14 protein-coding genes are annotated in these 14931 nt (G+C 60.6%); 8 read left to right on the top strand and 6 right to left on the bottom strand.

Features of this window, described 5'->3' with window-relative positions; genetic code table 11:
* The first annotated feature begins 30 nt into the window (after positions 1-30).
* Together OZ428_RS31435 and OZ428_RS31430 are read left to right on the top strand one after the other, a co-directional pair.
* On the top strand, positions 31-270 hold the full coding sequence (locus tag OZ428_RS31435) for a type II toxin-antitoxin system RelB/DinJ family antitoxin (RefSeq protein WP_033897026.1): 240 nt from the start codon (positions 31-33) through the stop codon (positions 268-270).
* Entirely contained in the window at positions 260-547 is a 288-nt protein-coding gene (locus tag OZ428_RS31430; protein WP_269132241.1) for a type II toxin-antitoxin system RelE family toxin, read from the top strand. Before OZ428_RS31435 ends, OZ428_RS31430 begins: the two co-directional genes overlap by 11 nt.
* A gap of 31 nt (positions 548-578) precedes the next feature.
* Here the strand turns inward: OZ428_RS31430 and OZ428_RS31425 are convergent, their stop codons facing one another.
* Positions 579-1970, bottom strand: coding sequence for an L-cystine transporter (locus tag OZ428_RS31425; RefSeq protein WP_177110227.1), 1392 nt, complete (start codon positions 1968-1970; stop codon positions 579-581).
* Between the two features lie 240 nt (positions 1971-2210).
* On the opposite strand from OZ428_RS31425, the gene OZ428_RS31420 reads away from it, so the two are divergent.
* The 4 genes from OZ428_RS31420 to OZ428_RS31405 all read left to right on the top strand — a co-directional run bounded on the left by OZ428_RS31420 (position 2211) and on the right by OZ428_RS31405 (position 7533).
* Positions 2211-3269, top strand: a complete 1059-nt coding sequence (locus OZ428_RS31420; RefSeq protein WP_442964812.1) for a haloacid dehalogenase-like hydrolase — start codon at positions 2211-2213, stop codon at positions 3267-3269.
* 206 nt (positions 3270-3475) lie between these two features.
* Positions 3476-4009 (top strand): RNA polymerase sigma factor, encoded by a 534-nt coding sequence (locus OZ428_RS31415; protein WP_133075476.1) that lies wholly within the window; start codon positions 3476-3478, stop codon positions 4007-4009.
* Positions 4006-4953, top strand: coding sequence for a FecR family protein (locus OZ428_RS31410; RefSeq protein ID WP_269132240.1), 948 nt, complete (start codon positions 4006-4008; stop codon positions 4951-4953). Before OZ428_RS31415 ends, OZ428_RS31410 begins: the two co-directional genes overlap by 4 nt.
* Before the next feature lie 132 nt (positions 4954-5085).
* The gene (locus OZ428_RS31405; protein ID WP_269132239.1) at positions 5086-7533 is read left to right on the top strand and encodes a TonB-dependent siderophore receptor; all 2448 of its coding nucleotides are present in this window, start codon (positions 5086-5088) and stop codon (positions 7531-7533) included.
* A gap of 55 nt (positions 7534-7588) precedes the next feature.
* Here OZ428_RS31405 and ilvD read toward each other — a convergent pair whose 3' ends face one another.
* The 3 genes from ilvD to OZ428_RS31390 form a co-directional block, all read right to left on the bottom strand.
* The gene (gene ilvD / locus OZ428_RS31400) at positions 7589-9430 is read right to left on the bottom strand and encodes a dihydroxy-acid dehydratase (protein WP_016976011.1); all 1842 of its coding nucleotides are present in this window, start codon (positions 9428-9430) and stop codon (positions 7589-7591) included.
* A gap of 228 nt (positions 9431-9658) precedes the next feature.
* On the bottom strand, positions 9659-10849 hold the full coding sequence (locus tag OZ428_RS31395) for an MFS transporter (RefSeq protein WP_133075473.1): 1191 nt from the start codon (positions 10847-10849) through the stop codon (positions 9659-9661).
* Positions 10850-10974: 125 nt separating this feature from the next.
* Positions 10975-12171 (bottom strand): class I SAM-dependent rRNA methyltransferase, encoded by a 1197-nt coding sequence (locus OZ428_RS31390; RefSeq protein WP_033897037.1) that lies wholly within the window; start codon positions 12169-12171, stop codon positions 10975-10977.
* A gap of 187 nt (positions 12172-12358) precedes the next feature.
* Here OZ428_RS31390 and OZ428_RS31385 point away from each other — a divergent pair, with 187 nt between their 5' ends.
* Positions 12359-13171 carry an HDOD domain-containing protein gene (locus OZ428_RS31385; RefSeq protein WP_177002757.1) on the top strand — a complete coding sequence of 271 codons (813 nt, stop codon included), beginning with the start codon at positions 12359-12361 and terminating at the stop codon, positions 13169-13171.
* 22 nt (positions 13172-13193) lie between these two features.
* The gene (gene mutM / locus OZ428_RS31380) at positions 13194-14006 is read left to right on the top strand and encodes a bifunctional DNA-formamidopyrimidine glycosylase/DNA-(apurinic or apyrimidinic site) lyase (protein WP_016976014.1); all 813 of its coding nucleotides are present in this window, start codon (positions 13194-13196) and stop codon (positions 14004-14006) included.
* On the opposite strand, the gene OZ428_RS31375 is transcribed toward mutM, so the two are convergent.
* Both OZ428_RS31375 and coaD read right to left on the bottom strand, forming a co-directional pair.
* The gene (locus OZ428_RS31375) at positions 14003-14254 is read right to left on the bottom strand and encodes a YfhL family 4Fe-4S dicluster ferredoxin (RefSeq protein WP_017139475.1); all 252 of its coding nucleotides are present in this window, start codon (positions 14252-14254) and stop codon (positions 14003-14005) included. The two genes, mutM and OZ428_RS31375, sit on opposite strands and share 4 nt — an antisense overlap.
* Positions 14255-14356: 102 nt before the next feature.
* Positions 14357-14836, bottom strand: a complete 480-nt coding sequence (gene coaD / locus OZ428_RS31370; RefSeq protein WP_003176711.1) for a pantetheine-phosphate adenylyltransferase — start codon at positions 14834-14836, stop codon at positions 14357-14359.
* Positions 14837-14931: the final 95 nt, after the last annotated feature.

The following is a 14931-nucleotide window of genomic DNA, read 5'->3' as shown; positions in this document are numbered from 1 at the left end:
GACTAATGTCTTTACAGTGAGGGCTGTCCCATGGCCTCTATTAACGTACGTATCGACGACGATCTTAAGGCTCGTGCTTATCACGAGCTGGAAAAACTCGGCGTCACCCCATCGGAGTTAATGCGCCAAGCTTTGCAGTACGTGGCAGAGCGCGGTCAGTTACCCTTCAAACCTGTGCTCATGACTGAAGATGACGAGGCTTTGTTGGCAACTGTTCGGGAGCGGTTGGCTGCGCCTCAACGAGTGAAGGTCTCATTGGATGACCTATGAACTCGACTTCGATGCGCGCGCTTTAAAGGAATGGCACAAACTTGGCGATACCGTTCGCCAACAGTTTAAAAAGAAGTTGGCCGCAGTCTTGATCAACCCACGTATCGAAGCCAGCCGTCTGTACGGCTTACCCGATTGCTACAAGATCAAGCTTCGCAGCAGTGGCTACCGGTTGGTGTATCAAGTAATTGATCAGGAGATCACGGTATTTGTCGTTGCTGTCGACAAGCGTGAACGTGAAGAGGTCTATCGGAAGGCTGCCGACCGGTTGAGCTAGCAGGGAGCAAGATCCCTGCTAGCCGATTTCATTAAGCCTGCGCTAACTCCGCATGCTCATCCGCATTCAACAACGTCTTATCCGTCTGCCCCATGACCTGGCTGGTAATCGCCCCCGCCGTCATCGAACCATTCACGTTCAGCGCCGTACGACCCATGTCGATCAGCGGCTCTACGGAAATCAGCAACGCCACCAGTGACACTGGCAAGCCCATGGCCGGCAGTACGATCAGCGCGGCGAAGGTTGCACCGCCGCCCACGCCGGCAACGCCTGCCGAACTCAAGGTCACAATCGCCACCAGGGTCGCGATCCACAGCGGGTCCAGCGGGTTGATGCCCACGGTCGGCGCCACCATCACCGCCAACATCGCAGGGTAAAGCCCCGCGCAACCGTTCTGGCCAATCGTCGCGCCGAACGAGGCAGCGAAACCGGCGATGGACTGTGGGATGCCCAGGCGACGGGTCTGCGCTTCGATGCTCAGCGGGATCGCCGCCGCGCTGGAGCGGCTGGTGAAGGCAAAGGTCAGCACCGGCCACACTTTGCGGAAGAAACGCAGCGGGTTGATCCCGGCCAGGGACAGCAGCAGGCCGTGCACCACGAACATCAGGCCGAGCGCCAGGTACGACACCACCACAAAACTGCCGAGCTTGATGATGTCTTGCAGGTTGGAACCGGCCACCACCTTGGTCATCAGCGCCAGTACGCCGTAGGGCGTGAGCTTCATCACCAGGCGCACCAGGCGCATTACCCAGGCTTGCAGGGTGTCGATGGCGTTAAGGACTTTCTGGCCTTTTTCCACGTCATCCTTGAGCAATTGCAGCGCGGCAACCCCCAGGAAGGCGGCGAAAATCACCACGCTGATGATCGAGGTCGGCTTGGCCCGTGCCAGGTCGGCAAACGGGTTGGCTGGCACGAACGACAGCAGCAGCTGCGGGATATTCAGGTCAGCGACCTTGCCCGCGTAATCACTCTGGATTACTTGCAGGCGCGCCATTTCCTGGGTGCCGGCCACCAGGCCCTCGGCGGTGAGGCCGAACAGGTTGGTCAGGCCGATACCGATCAGCGCCGCAATCGCCGTGGTGAACAGCAGCGTGCCGATGGTCAGGAAGCTGATCTTGCCCAGGGACGAGGCATTGTGCAGGCGTGCCACGGCGCTGAGGATCGAGGCAAATACCAACGGGATCACGATCATTTGCAACAGTTGCACATAGCCGTTGCCGACCAGGTCGAACCAGCCGATGGAGGCCTTGAGCACCGGGTTGCCGTCGCCGTAGATCGTGTGCAGGACGGTGCCGAACACCACACCGAGCACGAGGGCGAACAACACCTTCTTGGCGAGGCTCCAGTTAGTACGACGGGTTTGTGCCAGGCCCAGCAACAGGGCCACGAACACCAGTAAGTTGAGAATCAGGGGCAGATTCATTGAAGCTCCGTTGAGAAGGCAGCCAATCGCGTGAGCCTGCGATTGCGAACCGGAAAGCCTAACAGCTTGAAATATATTGATTTAATACCGATATGGAATGGCGACTGTCGTTTTTGGAATAAGCGTTTGACGCTCAGGCACATGCCGTTGGCGCGATCACGACGCAAGCGGTCGCGCTCGGGCGATAACTGTCACAGGGATTTGTTAGCGTCGATGTCTTTCACTCAGGGAGAAACGTTTATGAAGCTCGCTTCGAGATTGTTTGCCGCCGCGCTGTGCCTTGGCCTTGCCGGCCAAACCATGGCCGCCACCGAGTTGAAACACTGGCCGGCCCCGGCCGCCAAGCAACTGAACGAAATGATCGCCGCCAACGCCAACCAGGGTAACTTCGCGGTGTTCGACATGGACAACACCAGTTACCGCTACGACCTCGAAGAATCCCTGCTGCCCTATATGGAAAACAAAGGCCTGATCACCCGCGACAGCCTTGATCCTTCGCTCAAGCTTATGCCGTTCAAAGACACCGCCGACCATAAGGAAAGTCTGTTCAGTTACTACTATCGCCTCTGCGAAGTGGACGACATGGTCTGCTACCCGTGGGTCGCCCAGGTGTTTTCGGGGTTCACTCTCAAAGAACTCAAAGTGCAGGTCGATGAGTTGATGGCTTCCGGCAAGCCCGTGCCCGTCAGCTATTTTGAAGGCGATGTGGTGAAGAAGTCCGAGGTGCAACCGCCCAAAGTCTTCACCGGCCAGGCCGAGCTGTACAACAAGCTGATGGAAAACGGCATCGAGGTGTATGTGATGACCGCCGCCTCGGAAGAACTGGTGCGCATGGTGGCCGCCGATCCGAAGTACGGCTACAACGTCAAACCCGAGAACGTCATCGGCGTGACCACCCTGCTCAAGGACCGCAAGACCGGCGAACTGACCACTGCGCGCAAACAGATCAGCGCTGGCAACTATGACGAGAAGGCCAACCTCGGTCTGGAACTCACCCCGTACCTGTGGACCCCGGCGACCTGGATGGCCGGCAAGCACGCGGCGATCCTCACCTACATCGACGAATGGAAAAGGCCGGTACTGGTGGGTGGCGACACGCCGACCAGTGACGGCTACATGCTGTTTCACGATGTGGACGTGGCCAAGGGCGGCATCCACCTGTGGATCAACCGCAAGGACAAATACATGACCCAACTCAACGGCATGATCGCCAAGCATGCGGCGGCGCAGGCCAAGGAAGGGTTGCCGGTGACGGCGGACAAGAACTGGGTGATCGTCAAGCCTGACGAGATTCAGTAACACCGAGTCGCCCGCATCGCAGGCAAGCCAGCTCCCACACTTGATCGGGTTCACACGGTCAAAATGTGGGAGCTGGCTTGCCTGCGATGGCTCCCTAAAGAACACTCCAAAACCCACAGTAAAAAATAGATATCAATTGCGAACCAATCTCATCCTCTGCTAGCGTGCGCACTTCCTGAACCCTCCGTTCTTCTCAAGGTAGTGCTGTGCCCTCCTGGAATTCGCAGATCGCGCGCCTGTTCGCGGAGCAGAAGAAAGCCCTCGAAGCCTTCGTCACCCGCCGCACCGGCAGTGCCCAGGTGGCTGCCGACCTGACCCAGGAATCGTTCCTGCGCCTGGCGCGCCTGGATTCCGGCGAGAAGATCGACAACCTCCCCGCGTTCCTCTTTACCATCGCCAGCAACCTGGTGCGTGATCACCAACGCCAGGCCATCCGCCGCGAGCGCCTGGATGCCGGTGAACCCAGTGAAGAACTGCCGTGCACCAACCCAGGTGCCGATGAGCAGTTGGCCGCCTATCAGCAGGAGCAACTGATGCAGGACGCTATCCTGGCGTTGCCCGAGGCGACTCGGCAGATCTTCCTGCTCTATCATGTCGACGAACTTTCCTACCGCGAGATTGGCGAACGCCTGTCGATCACCCCGCGTAGTGTGGAATACCAACTGCGTCGCGCCTTGATTGAATGCCGCGCCTACATCAAGACGCGGCTCGCCAGCGACACACAAGGACGTCGGTCATGACTGCTACACACCCTGCCGACGAGCTGTTCGAAGAAGCCTCCGGCTGGTATTTCCGCCTGCAGGCCGAAGATGTCACGGCAGCCGAAATGGACGCCTTTGCCGCCTGGCTCGGGCAGGGCCAGCCTCAGGATGACGCCTGGCAAGAAGTGCAGGCCATGCTCGGCGGTTTGCGTGAGCCAGCACGGGTGATCCGCCGTGCCGAACAGGCGGCCTGGCGCAAGCCGGTGCGACGCTGGGCCTGTGCGGCCGCCGTGCTGCTGGCGGTGGGGCTGACCGTACAGAACACCCCCTGGCTCGACCGCCTGCGCGCGGACTACGCCACCCGCACCGGCGAGTCGCGCACCGTCGAACTGGCCGATGGCTCCCAGTTGCAACTCAACACTGACAGCGCGATTCAAGTGCGCATGAGCGGCGGTGAACGTCAGATTCGTCTGCTGCGTGGTGAAGGGTTTTTCAGCGTGACCAAGGACCCGGCACGACCTTTCGTGGTGCAGTCCGGCGATGGCTGGGTGAAGGTGGTCGGCACCCAATTCAGTGTGGCGCGGCGCGATGCGCAGACGCGGGTGCAGGTGGCGCAGGGCAAAGTGCAGGTCAGTGCGGGCAGTGGTGATCCAGTCTATCTGGAGCCGGGCCGGGCGGTGGAATATCAGGACCATCGCCTTGCCGAGGTCCACGGCTTCGACCCGGCCAGCGGTTTCGCCTGGCGCCAACGGCAACTGGTGTTCCGCCAGCAGCCACTGTCGGAAGTGGTCAGCGAGTTGAATCGCTACTGGCCAGGCAAGACTCTGGTGCTGGGGGATGCGCTGCGCAATCGCGTGGTGTCCGGCGTGTTTGAAATCGACAAACCCGACGCCGTGATCAAGGCGCTGGAATACACCCTCAACCTGCAGGCCGAGCACTACACCCCGTATTTACTGGTGCTGCGCGAAGGCAAAGCGTCCTGAGCACAATTTTCTCAAAATAGTTTCAGGGTTTTCCCACAGGGCATCGTCCTTGATCACTGAGGCGTAAATAGTAAGCACTCTCAAGTAGTGCGGCGCCGATCACAGACTTTTTTGCACCGGGGAGCACCATCCATGGCACACCGATACGCCGCACGGCCCTTGCTGGCACTGGCCATTTCCTTGGCCTGCGGCACTGCGCCGCTGTATTTGCAGGCCGCCGAGACCACCCAGGCCCAGACCTATCGTTTTGATATTCCGGGGCAAAGCCTGGACGGTGCGCTGGCGGCGTTTTCAGCAGTGACACGGGTGCAGGTGTTGGTATCGGGGGAGTTGACCCAGGGGGTGGTGTCACCGGGCGTGAAGGGCAATTTGGGGCAACGTGAAGCCTTGGGCCAACTGCTGGGCGGCACGGGGTTGAGTGCAGCGTTTATCAATGCCGACACCGTTACTCTGGAAAAACGCGTGGACACAGGCGGCGCCCTTGAAGTCGGTGCCACCACCATCAGCGCTGAGCACCTGGGTACCACCACCGAAGGGACGGGTTCCTACACCACGGGCGCCGTGACCCTGGGCAAGGGCGAGCAGAAACTCAAGGACATCCCGCAGTCGGTCAGCGTCATGACCCGCAAGCAGATGGATGACCAGAACACCACCAAACTGTCCGAAGTGGTCAAGCGCACGCCCGGCCTGACGGCAACCAAATCTCCCGGCCCCGGCATGTTCATTTTCTCCCGTGGCTTTGAAATAGGTACCCTGCAATACGATGGTGTAGGTATCCCGCGCAATACCTACACGCTGGGTAGCTACCTCACCGAAAACATGGCGATCTACGACCGCGTCGAAACCCTGCGCGGCCCGGCCGCTTTGCTGCAAGGCGCCAACAGCCCCGGTGGCACCCTGAACCTGGTGCGCAAACGCGGCCAGCAGGCGCCGACCGTGACCATCACCGCCAAGGCCGGCTCATGGGACCACTACGGCACCCAAGTCGATGCTGGCGGCCCGCTCAACCCGGAAGGCACGTTGCGCGGCCGGTTTGTGGCGGATTACGACACCACCAACTCCTTCGTCGACTACGCGGGCGGCTGGAACCAGACCGTCTATGGCGCCGTCGACTACGACTTCACGCCAGACACTACCGTGGGCGTGGGCATCAGCAACCAGAAAGGCCACTCGCGCCCCAACTTCATGTCGTTGCCCCGCTACGCCAATGGCAGCGATATCGGCCTGCCACGTTCGACCTTTGTCGGCGCCAGCTGGAACCGTGCCGTCAACAACCAGACTCAGGTGTTCGCCGACCTGGAGCATCGTTTCAACGATGACTGGAAAGTGAAGGCTGCGCTGGTGGCAATGGACGAACACAACGACGCGACCTACCAGGCGACGTGGGATACCGTCCCCAACCCCGGCGACACGGGCAATGTGCGCTACATCGACTGGGTGACCGACTTCAATACCAAAAGCCGCGGCGCGGATGTGTATGTCAACGGCAAGTTCGACGGCCTGGGGTTCCAACAGGAAATGGTCCTTGGCGCCAACTATTCCAAACTCACCACCGACGACCAGTGGGCGCGGGCGGCAACGAATGGCGCGGATATTTTCAACATCGACCACAACCGTGTGCAGCGCGACAAATACCAGTTGTTTCAGGCTGGGAACGCCTCGAAGAGCTGGTATGACATTCGCCAGAAAGGCATCTACGGCACCTGGCGCGTCAAGGTGCTGGACCCGCTGACGCTGATCCTCGGCGCGCGCACCAGTTGGTACGACTACTCCTACATCGGTCAGGCTGGTCGCCAGGGCGTATACGGCGCCGCCGAGGATAGCACCACGCAAACATCCGGCAAGGTCACCCCGTATGCAGGCCTGGTCTATGCCCTGAACGATCAATGGTCGGCCTACGCCAGCTACGCCGATGCGTTCGAGCCGCAAACCAACCTGACCACCTCCGGCTCGCTGCTCAAGCCTATCGAGGGCAAGAACTACGAGCTGGGCATCAAGGGTGAACTGGCCGATGGTCGCCTCAACACCTCGTTTGCGATCTTCCGCTATGACCAGGAAAACCGTGCAGTCCAGGACCTGCAAGGGCCGATGAACTGCAATGGTTGGTACTGCTCGGTGGCGTCGGGCAAGGTCCGCAGCCAGGGCTTTGAAGCCACATTGGGCGGTGAAGTGCTGCCGGGTCTGCAACTGGTCTCCAGCTACACCTACAACACCACCAAGTTCCTCAAGGACGACACCTACGAAGGCAAGGTCTTCAGCACCTGGACGCCCAAGCACTTGCTCAAGGTCTGGGGTGATTACCAGTTGCCGGGGGATTGGCAGAAATTCAGCGTCGGTGCCGGCGTGACGGCACAAAGCAGCACCGTCGCCTACGATCGCACCTTTAGCGTACCGGGCAATGCGTTGTGGGACTCGCGGGTGGCCTACAAGATCAACCAGGAATTCACCGTTGCGGCGAACCTGAACAATATGTTCGACAAGAAGTACTACATCCCGGCTTACAACGCGAACTGGGGCAGTAACTACTATGGCGACCCGCGCAATGTGATGTTCAGCATGACCTACACGCCGCAGTTCTGATTACGACCGGCAAAAAAATGCCCCGCACGTGGCGGGGCATTTTTATGAGCGCAGCTTACAGACCGTCAAGCATCGCCTTGTTGCGCACAGCACCCTTGTCGGCACTGGTGGCCAGCAGGGCATAAGCCTTCAACGCGGTCGTCACTTTGCGCGGACGCTTCTCCACTGGCTTCCAGCCTTTCTTGTCCTGCTCGACCCGGCGTGCCGCCAGTTCTTCATCGCTGATCAACAGGTTGATCGAACGGTTCGGAATGTCGATCAGCACCTTGTCGCCATCCTGCACCAGGCCAATCGCGCCGCCGGCAGCGGCTTCTGGCGAAGCGTGTCCGATGGACAGGCCCGAGGTGCCGCCGGAGAAACGGCCGTCGGTCAGCAAGGCACAGGCTTTGCCCAGGCCTTTGGATTTCAGGTAGGACGTCGGGTACAGCATCTCCTGCATACCTGGGCCGCCTTTCGGGCCTTCGTAGCGGATGATCACGATGTCGCCTTCCTTCACTTCGTCGGCGAGGATGCCGCGAACCGAGCTGTCCTGGCTTTCGTAGATCTTGGCGCGACCTTCGAAGACGTGGATGGACTCATCCACACCGGCGGTTTTCACCACGCAGCCGTCGAGGGCGATGTTGCCGTACAGCACAGCCAGGCCGCCTTCTTGGGAGTAGGCGTGCTCGACACTGCGGATGCAGCCGTTTTCACGGTCGTCGTCCAGGGTGTCCCAACGGGTCGACTGGCTGAACGCGGTTTGCGTCGGGATACCGGCTGGGCCTGCCTTGAAGAAGGTGTGCACGGCTTCGTCGTCCGTCTGGGTGATGTCCCACTTGGCGATGCCTTCGGCAATGGACTTGCTGTGCACGGTCGGCAGGTCGGTATGCAGCAGGCCGCCACGGGCCAGCGAGCCGAGGATCGAGAAGATCCCGCCAGCGCGGTGCACGTCTTCCATGTGGTACTTCTGGATGTTCGGCGCGACTTTGCACAACTGCGGCACGTGGCGGGACAGGCGGTCGATGTCGCGCAGGTCGAAATCGATCTCGGCTTCCTGGGCCGCGGCCAGCAAGTGCAGGATGGTGTTGGTGGAACCGCCCATGGCGATGTCCAGGGTCATGGCGTTCTCGAACGCCTTGAAGTTGGCGATGTTGCGCGGCAGCACCGACTCATCGTTGTCGTGGTAGTAGCGCTTGCACAGCTCGACGATGGTACGGCCGGCCTGCAGGAACAGTTGTTCACGGTCGCTGTGGGTGGCGAGGGTGGAACCGTTGCCCGGCAAGGCCAGGCCCAGGGCTTCCACCAGGCAGTTCATCGAGTTGGCGGTGAACATACCGGAGCACGAACCGCAGGTTGGGCAGGCGCTGCGCTCGTATTCCGCGACCTTCTCGTCAGAAGCGCTGGAATCGGCGGCGATGACCATGGCGTCGACCAGGTCCAGGCCGTGGGAGGCGAGCTTGGTCTTGCCGGCTTCCATCGGGCCGCCGGACACGAAGATCACCGGGATGTTCAGGCGCAGGGAGGCCATCAGCATACCAGGGGTGATCTTGTCGCAGTTGGAGATGCAGACGATGGCGTCGGCGCAGTGGGCGTTGACCATGTATTCCACGGAGTCGGCAATGATCTCGCGGCTCGGCAAGGAATACAGCATGCCGTCGTGGCCCATGGCGATGCCGTCATCCACGGCGATGGTGTTGAATTCCTTGGCGACACCGCCGGCGCGTTCGATCTCGCGGGCGACCAGCTGGCCCAGGTCCTTGAGGTGGACGTGGCCTGGTACGAACTGGGTGAACGAGTTGGCAATCGCGATGATCGGCTTCTTGAAGTCGTCATCTTTCATCCCCGTGGCACGCCACAGTGCGCGCGCGCCGGCCATGTTGCGGCCGTGGGTGGATGTTTTCGAGCGGTAATCAGGCATTGGAGCACTCCGGGCGGCTAATCGGTATCAAAGGGGAGTGAGCTTCTAATTGACGTCAGGAACACCCGAAAAATGGCCGTGTGTCCGGAAGTTGCCACTCGCGTCGCGGGATCGCCGCTTGCTTGGGCCTTGAGCTCATAAACCCGCCGGGGGATGACTGGCGATGAATAAGGCCGATTCTACACCGCTGGCGGCTGGAGGGAATGGCCGAAACCGTGAAGATAGCGGCTACGGGACGTGCGGGTGGCACCGTGCCCATGCGTTCAAGACCAGGGCGACGATGCTCAGGATCAGAAAGCACAGACCCAGCGCCGTGCTCAGGTGGTGGGTAAAGGTGCTGATGAAGGCACTGATAAGGCCACCGGCAATGAACAGCACCGCTGCAACGGCTGATGCCGCCGTACCTGCATTGTCTGGAAACAAGCTCATGGCCTTGGAGTTAGAGATGGGCCGGGTGATGGTGGTGCCCGCCGTGCAGAGCAGCATGGGCACCAGCACGGTCGGGATTGATAAGCCGAACTGATAAGCCAGGAACAACATGACCCCGCCCGAGATTGCGATCAGCACCAGCCCGATGGCCATCTGGGTCGCAGCCGGTAGCCGTTTGTGCAGGAAACCTGCACAGATTCCGCCCATTACGTAAGCGGCGCCGTAGAGGAGCAAGGTCAGGGAGTACTCATGGGGCGACAGCTGCAGCTGGTCCATGAAAATCAGCGGTGACACCACGATGAACGAGAAATGGCAGGCGAACGTAATGGCCGAGATCGTGGCATAGCTGGCGAAGTGGCGGTTGGCGAAGACCTTGGCGTAGGCCTTGAGCAGGCTCTGGTGGCTCGGTGCTGCTTGAGGCAAGCCGCCGTGGAGCAGCCGATGCGCCATGATCAAGGTTGCGGCACACAGCGCGATAAACACATAGAAGCTGGCCTGCCATCCCCAGTGCAGTTGCAGCCACGCGCCCAGCAGCGGGGAGATCGATATGAAGATGCCTCCGGCCGTGACCATTGCGATCCGCAACCGCTCCTGTTCTCTGCCGAAGAACAGGTCTTGCACCAGTGCTTGGGACAATATGAAACCGCCGCAGCCCATGGCTTGGATAATACGGAAGAACAGAAATTGCGGCGTGTTGCTGGCCGCCAGGCACCCGGCCGCGCCAATGATTGCAACGGCCATGCTGGCCAATAGCAGCTTCTTGCGGCCGATCCGGTCGGACAGTGGGCCGATCAACAGCATGGAGCAGGAAAAACCGATGGCGAACAGGCTGACTGAGCGGGCGATCTGGGTGGTCGAGGTGGAGAAGTGTTCCGCCAGGGCGGGAAAGGAAGGCAGCACGACGTCTAGCGGGAAGACGCCCAGCAAGGTCATGGTCATCAGCCAGAAAACAATGAAGGGTTTTTCAGCGTGCGTGATTGCCGTCGACATGGGCGGGCCTCGATTCCGTGAGGCGGTCGAGGATCAAGTTTATGTAAGGGAAAGTCAAAGACTGGAGAGGTACGAGCTTTCATAAAAGCCTGTAGGAGCCCTAAAGCGCCTACAGGCCAACGGCATCAGCTATTCGGCAGCAACCGGCACGTAATGCTCTTGATGTAACGCGTCTCGTCGATCGCGGGGTGAACCGGATGATCGGGACCCTGGCCACCGCGCTCCAGCATCTGGATATTGCGGTCGAGGTGACGGGCGCTGGTCAGCAGGATGTTTTGCAGGCTGTCTTCCGGCAAGTGCATGGAGCACGATGCGCTGACCAGGATGCCGTCCTTGCTGAGCAGGCGCATGGCTTGCTCGTTCAGGCGGCGGTAGGCGCCTTCGCCGTTCTTCATGTCTTTTTTGCGTTTGATGAAGGCCGGTGGGTCGGCGACGATCACGTCGAAGCGTTCTTCGCTGGCTTTCAGTTCTTTCAAGGCTTCAAACACGTCGCCTTCGATGCAGGTCATCTTCTCGGCAAAGCCGTTCAGCGCGGCGTTGCGCTCTACGCCGTCGAGGGCGAAAGCGGAGGCGTCGACGCAGAACACTTCACTGGCGCCGAAGGCCGCAGCTTGCACGCCCCAGCCGCCGATGTAGCTGTACAGGTCGAGTACGCGCTTGCCTTTGGCATACGGGGCCAGGCGTGCGCGGTTCATGCGGTGGTCGTAGAACCAGCCGGTCTTCTGGCCCTGGATCACCGGGGCTTCGAATTTCACACCGTTTTCTTCCAGCGCAACCCACTCCGGCACCAGGCCGAACACGGTTTCGACGTAGCGGTTGAGGCCTTCGGCGTCGCGCGCGGCGGAGTCGTTCTTGAACAGAATGCCGCTCGGCTTGAGCACTTGGGTCAGCGCGGCGATCACGTCTTCTTTATGGGCTTCCATGGTCGCCGAGGCGATCTGCACCACCAGGATGTCGCCGAAACGGTCGACCACCAGGCCTGGTAACAGGTCGGAATCGCCGTAGACCAGGCGGTAGAACGGCTTGTCGAACAGGCGATCACGCAGGGACAGGGCGACGTTCAGGCGGTGCACCAGCAGCGACTTGTCCAGCGGCAACTTGATGTCGCGCGACAGCAGGCGGGCGCAGATCAGGTTGTTAGGACTCATGGCCACGATGCCCAGGGTCTTGCCGCCAGCCGCTTCCAGGATAGCCTGGTCGCCTGCCTGGAAGCCGTGGAGTGGGGTGGCGGCCACGTCGATTTCGTTGCTGTAGACCCACAGGTGGCCGTTGCGCAAACGACGATCGGCGTTGGCTTTGAGACGCAGGCTTGGCAGGGACATGACGTCGCTCCGGAAAAAAGAGCGGGAGTATACCCTGTTGTGTAGGAAATGGCCGGGTAGCCGGATGTGCGGGAAGGTGTCGGCATGCGGCGGATAAGGGTTAGAATCCCCGCCTAGCCCAGAGTGTGTACTTATGTCCCAAGAGCTTTCCGCCGAACAGATCCAACAGGCCCTGCAAGGCATCAGCGTGCCGCCCCAACCGCAAATCATGGTGGATTTGCAGATGGAGCAGTACATGCCCGATCCGGATCTGGAAGTGATCGCCCGGCTAATCGCCCAGGACCCAGGCTTGTCCGGCGCGTTGCTGAAGATCGTCAACTCGTCGTATTTCGGCCTGAGCAACAAGATCGCCTCGATCCAGCGCGCGGTGAACCTGCTGGGCAGCCGTTCGATCATCAACCTGATCAACGCGCTGTCGATCAAGGGCGAAATGAGCGACGACACCATCGTCACCCTCAACCGCTTCTGGGATACCGCCCAGGATGTGGCGATGACCTGCCTGACCCTGGCCAAGCGCACCGGCGCCCAGGCGGTGGACGAGGCTTATGCCCTGGGCCTGTTCCACGATTGCGGCGTGCCGCTGATGCTCAAGCGTTTCCCCAACTACATGTCGGTACTGGAGCAAGCGTATGCCAATGCCGGCCCCGACTGCCGCGTGGTCGACACCGAGAACAACGCGTTCAACACCAACCACGCCGTGGTCGGTTACTACACCGCCAAGTCCTGGCGTCTGCCGGAGCACGTGACCGACGCCATCGCCAACCACCACAACGCCTTGGCGGTGTTCAGCGATGAGTCGTCGCGCAATTCACAGCTGAAAAACCTGCTGGCGATCCTGAAGATGGCCGAGCACATCTGCTCGTCCTATCGCGTGCTGGGCAACCAGGCGGTGGACCATGAGTGGAATGCCATCGGCCATCTGGTGCTGGACTACGTGGGCCTGTCGGACTACGACTTCGAAAGCATGAAGTTGTCGATCCGCGAGCTGGGCGCTCACTGACCCTTTCTTCAAAGAGGTACACATGCCCGAGTTACCCGAAGTCGAAACCACCCGGCGCGGCATCGCGCCACACCTGGAAGGCCAGCGGGTCAGCCGCGTAGTCGTGCGTGAACGGCGCCTGCGCTGGCCGATCCCGGAAGACCTCGATGTGCGCCTGTCCGGGCAGCGCATCGTGCTGGTGGAGCGGCGGGCCAAGTACCTGCTGATCAATGCCGAAGTGGGCACTTTGATCAGCCACTTGGGCATGTCAGGCAACCTGCGCCTAGTGGAAGTCGGCATGCCGGCGGCCAAGCATGAGCATGTGGACATCGAGTTGGAGTCGGGGCTGGCGCTGCGTTACACCGACCCTCGGCGTTTCGGCGCGATGCTCTGGAGCCAGGACCCGCACAACCACGAGCTGCTGATCCGCCTGGGGCCGGAGCCGTTGACGGATCTGTTTGATGGCGAGCGGTTGTTCCAATTGTCCCGTGGCCGTTCGATGGCGGTGAAGCCGTTCATCATGGACAACGCGGTGGTGGTGGGCGTGGGCAATATCTACGCGACCGAAGCGCTGTTTGCGGCGGGGATCGACCCGCGTCGCGAGGCGGGTGGCATTTCGCGGGCGCGTTACTTGAAGCTGGCAATCGAAATCAAGCGCGTGCTGGCGGCTGCCATCGAGCGCGGCGGCACCACGCTGCGCGACTTTATCGGCGGCGACGGGCAGCCGGGGTATTTCCAACAGGAACTGTTTGTCTATGGCCGTGGCGGCGAGGCGTGCAAGGTCTGCGGGAGCGAGTTGCGCAATGTGGTGCTGGGCCAACGCGCGAGCGTGTTTTGCCCCAAGTGCCAGTCTTAGGCTTTACCGGTAATCAACCGGTACTTGGCCATCAACTGTTCTTCCGTCTCCGGATGGGCTTCATCCAGCGGGATGCAATCCACCGGGCACACTTGCTGGCACTGAGGCTCGTCGTAGTGGCCGACGCACTGGGTGCACAGGTTGGGGTCGATCACGTAGATCTCTTCGCCTTGGGAAATCGCAGCGTTCGGGCACTCGGGTTCGCAGACGTCGCAGTTGATGCAATCGTCGGTGATGATCAGGGACATGGAAACTCCTGCCAGGGCCGTCAGCCAAGGCATCTGAAAACTAATGCGCGCAATTGTGCCGCATTGGCGCCCGCAGTGCGAGCAGGCGCCGATTGAACGGTGTTACTTCTTGAAGCGCAGCGTCAGAGCATCTGCTACAGCCGGATGCACGAACTTGGTGATATCCCCGCCCAAAGCGGCGATTTCACGGACCAACGTCGAGGAAATGAACGAATAACGTTCCGACGGGGTGAGGAACAGGCTCTCCACGTCCGGCGCCAGTTGGCGGTTCATGTTGGCCAGCTGGAATTCGTATTCGAAGTCCGACACCGCACGCAGGCCGCGCAGAAACACATTGGCGTTCTGCTCTTTGGCGAAATGCGCCAGCAGCGTCGAAAAGCCCACCACTTCGACGTTGGGCAGGTGCTTGGTGACCTCACGCGCCAGTTCCACGCGCTGTTCCAGGGGAAACAGCGGGTTTTTCTTGGGGCTGGCTGCGACCGCGATGATCACATGGTCGAACAAGCGTGAGGCACGTTCGACCAGATCGCCATGGCCTTTGGTAATCGGGTCGAAGGTTCCTGGGTACAACACTCGGTTCATCGCGTCGTCCTGGCGGAGTCCGTTGGGGAACCGGATGGTATCGCAGCCATCCCGGTCGGCCAAGTCGACTTATGTAGATACATACCGCTAATCGC

This window comes from Pseudomonas sp. GXZC (genome assembly GCF_026967615.1).
Lineage (GTDB): Bacteria > Pseudomonadota > Gammaproteobacteria > Pseudomonadales > Pseudomonadaceae > Aquipseudomonas > Aquipseudomonas azotoformans_A.
This window is presented reverse-complemented; position numbering and strand designations above follow the sequence as displayed.

Bases quoted from the DNA above. Each gene is read 5' to 3' on its own strand.
- mutM (WP_016976014.1), top strand. From the start codon at position 13,194: ATGCCCGAGTTACCCGAAGTCGAAACCACCCGGCGCGGCATCGCGCCA.
- OZ428_RS31375 (WP_017139475.1), bottom strand. From the start codon at position 14,254: ATGTCCCTGATCATCACCGACGATTGCATCAACTGCGACGTCTGCGAA.
- OZ428_RS31405 (WP_269132239.1), top strand. From the start codon at position 5,086: ATGGCACACCGATACGCCGCACGGCCCTTGCTGGCACTGGCCATTTCC.
- OZ428_RS31420 (WP_442964812.1), top strand. From the start codon at position 2,211: ATGAAGCTCGCTTCGAGATTGTTTGCCGCCGCGCTGTGCCTTGGCCTT.
- OZ428_RS31410 (WP_269132240.1), top strand. From the start codon at position 4,006: ATGACTGCTACACACCCTGCCGACGAGCTGTTCGAAGAAGCCTCCGGC.
- OZ428_RS31435 (WP_033897026.1), top strand. From the start codon at position 31: ATGGCCTCTATTAACGTACGTATCGACGACGATCTTAAGGCTCGTGCT.
- OZ428_RS31430 (WP_269132241.1), top strand. From the start codon at position 260: ATGACCTATGAACTCGACTTCGATGCGCGCGCTTTAAAGGAATGGCAC.
- OZ428_RS31425 (WP_177110227.1), bottom strand. From the start codon at position 1,970: ATGAATCTGCCCCTGATTCTCAACTTACTGGTGTTCGTGGCCCTGTTG.
- ilvD (WP_016976011.1), bottom strand. From the start codon at position 9,430: ATGCCTGATTACCGCTCGAAAACATCCACCCACGGCCGCAACATGGCC.
- OZ428_RS31390 (WP_033897037.1), bottom strand. From the start codon at position 12,171: ATGTCCCTGCCAAGCCTGCGTCTCAAAGCCAACGCCGATCGTCGTTTG.
- OZ428_RS31395 (WP_133075473.1), bottom strand. From the start codon at position 10,849: ATGTCGACGGCAATCACGCACGCTGAAAAACCCTTCATTGTTTTCTGG.
- coaD (WP_003176711.1), bottom strand. From the start codon at position 14,836: ATGAACCGAGTGTTGTACCCAGGAACCTTCGACCCGATTACCAAAGGC.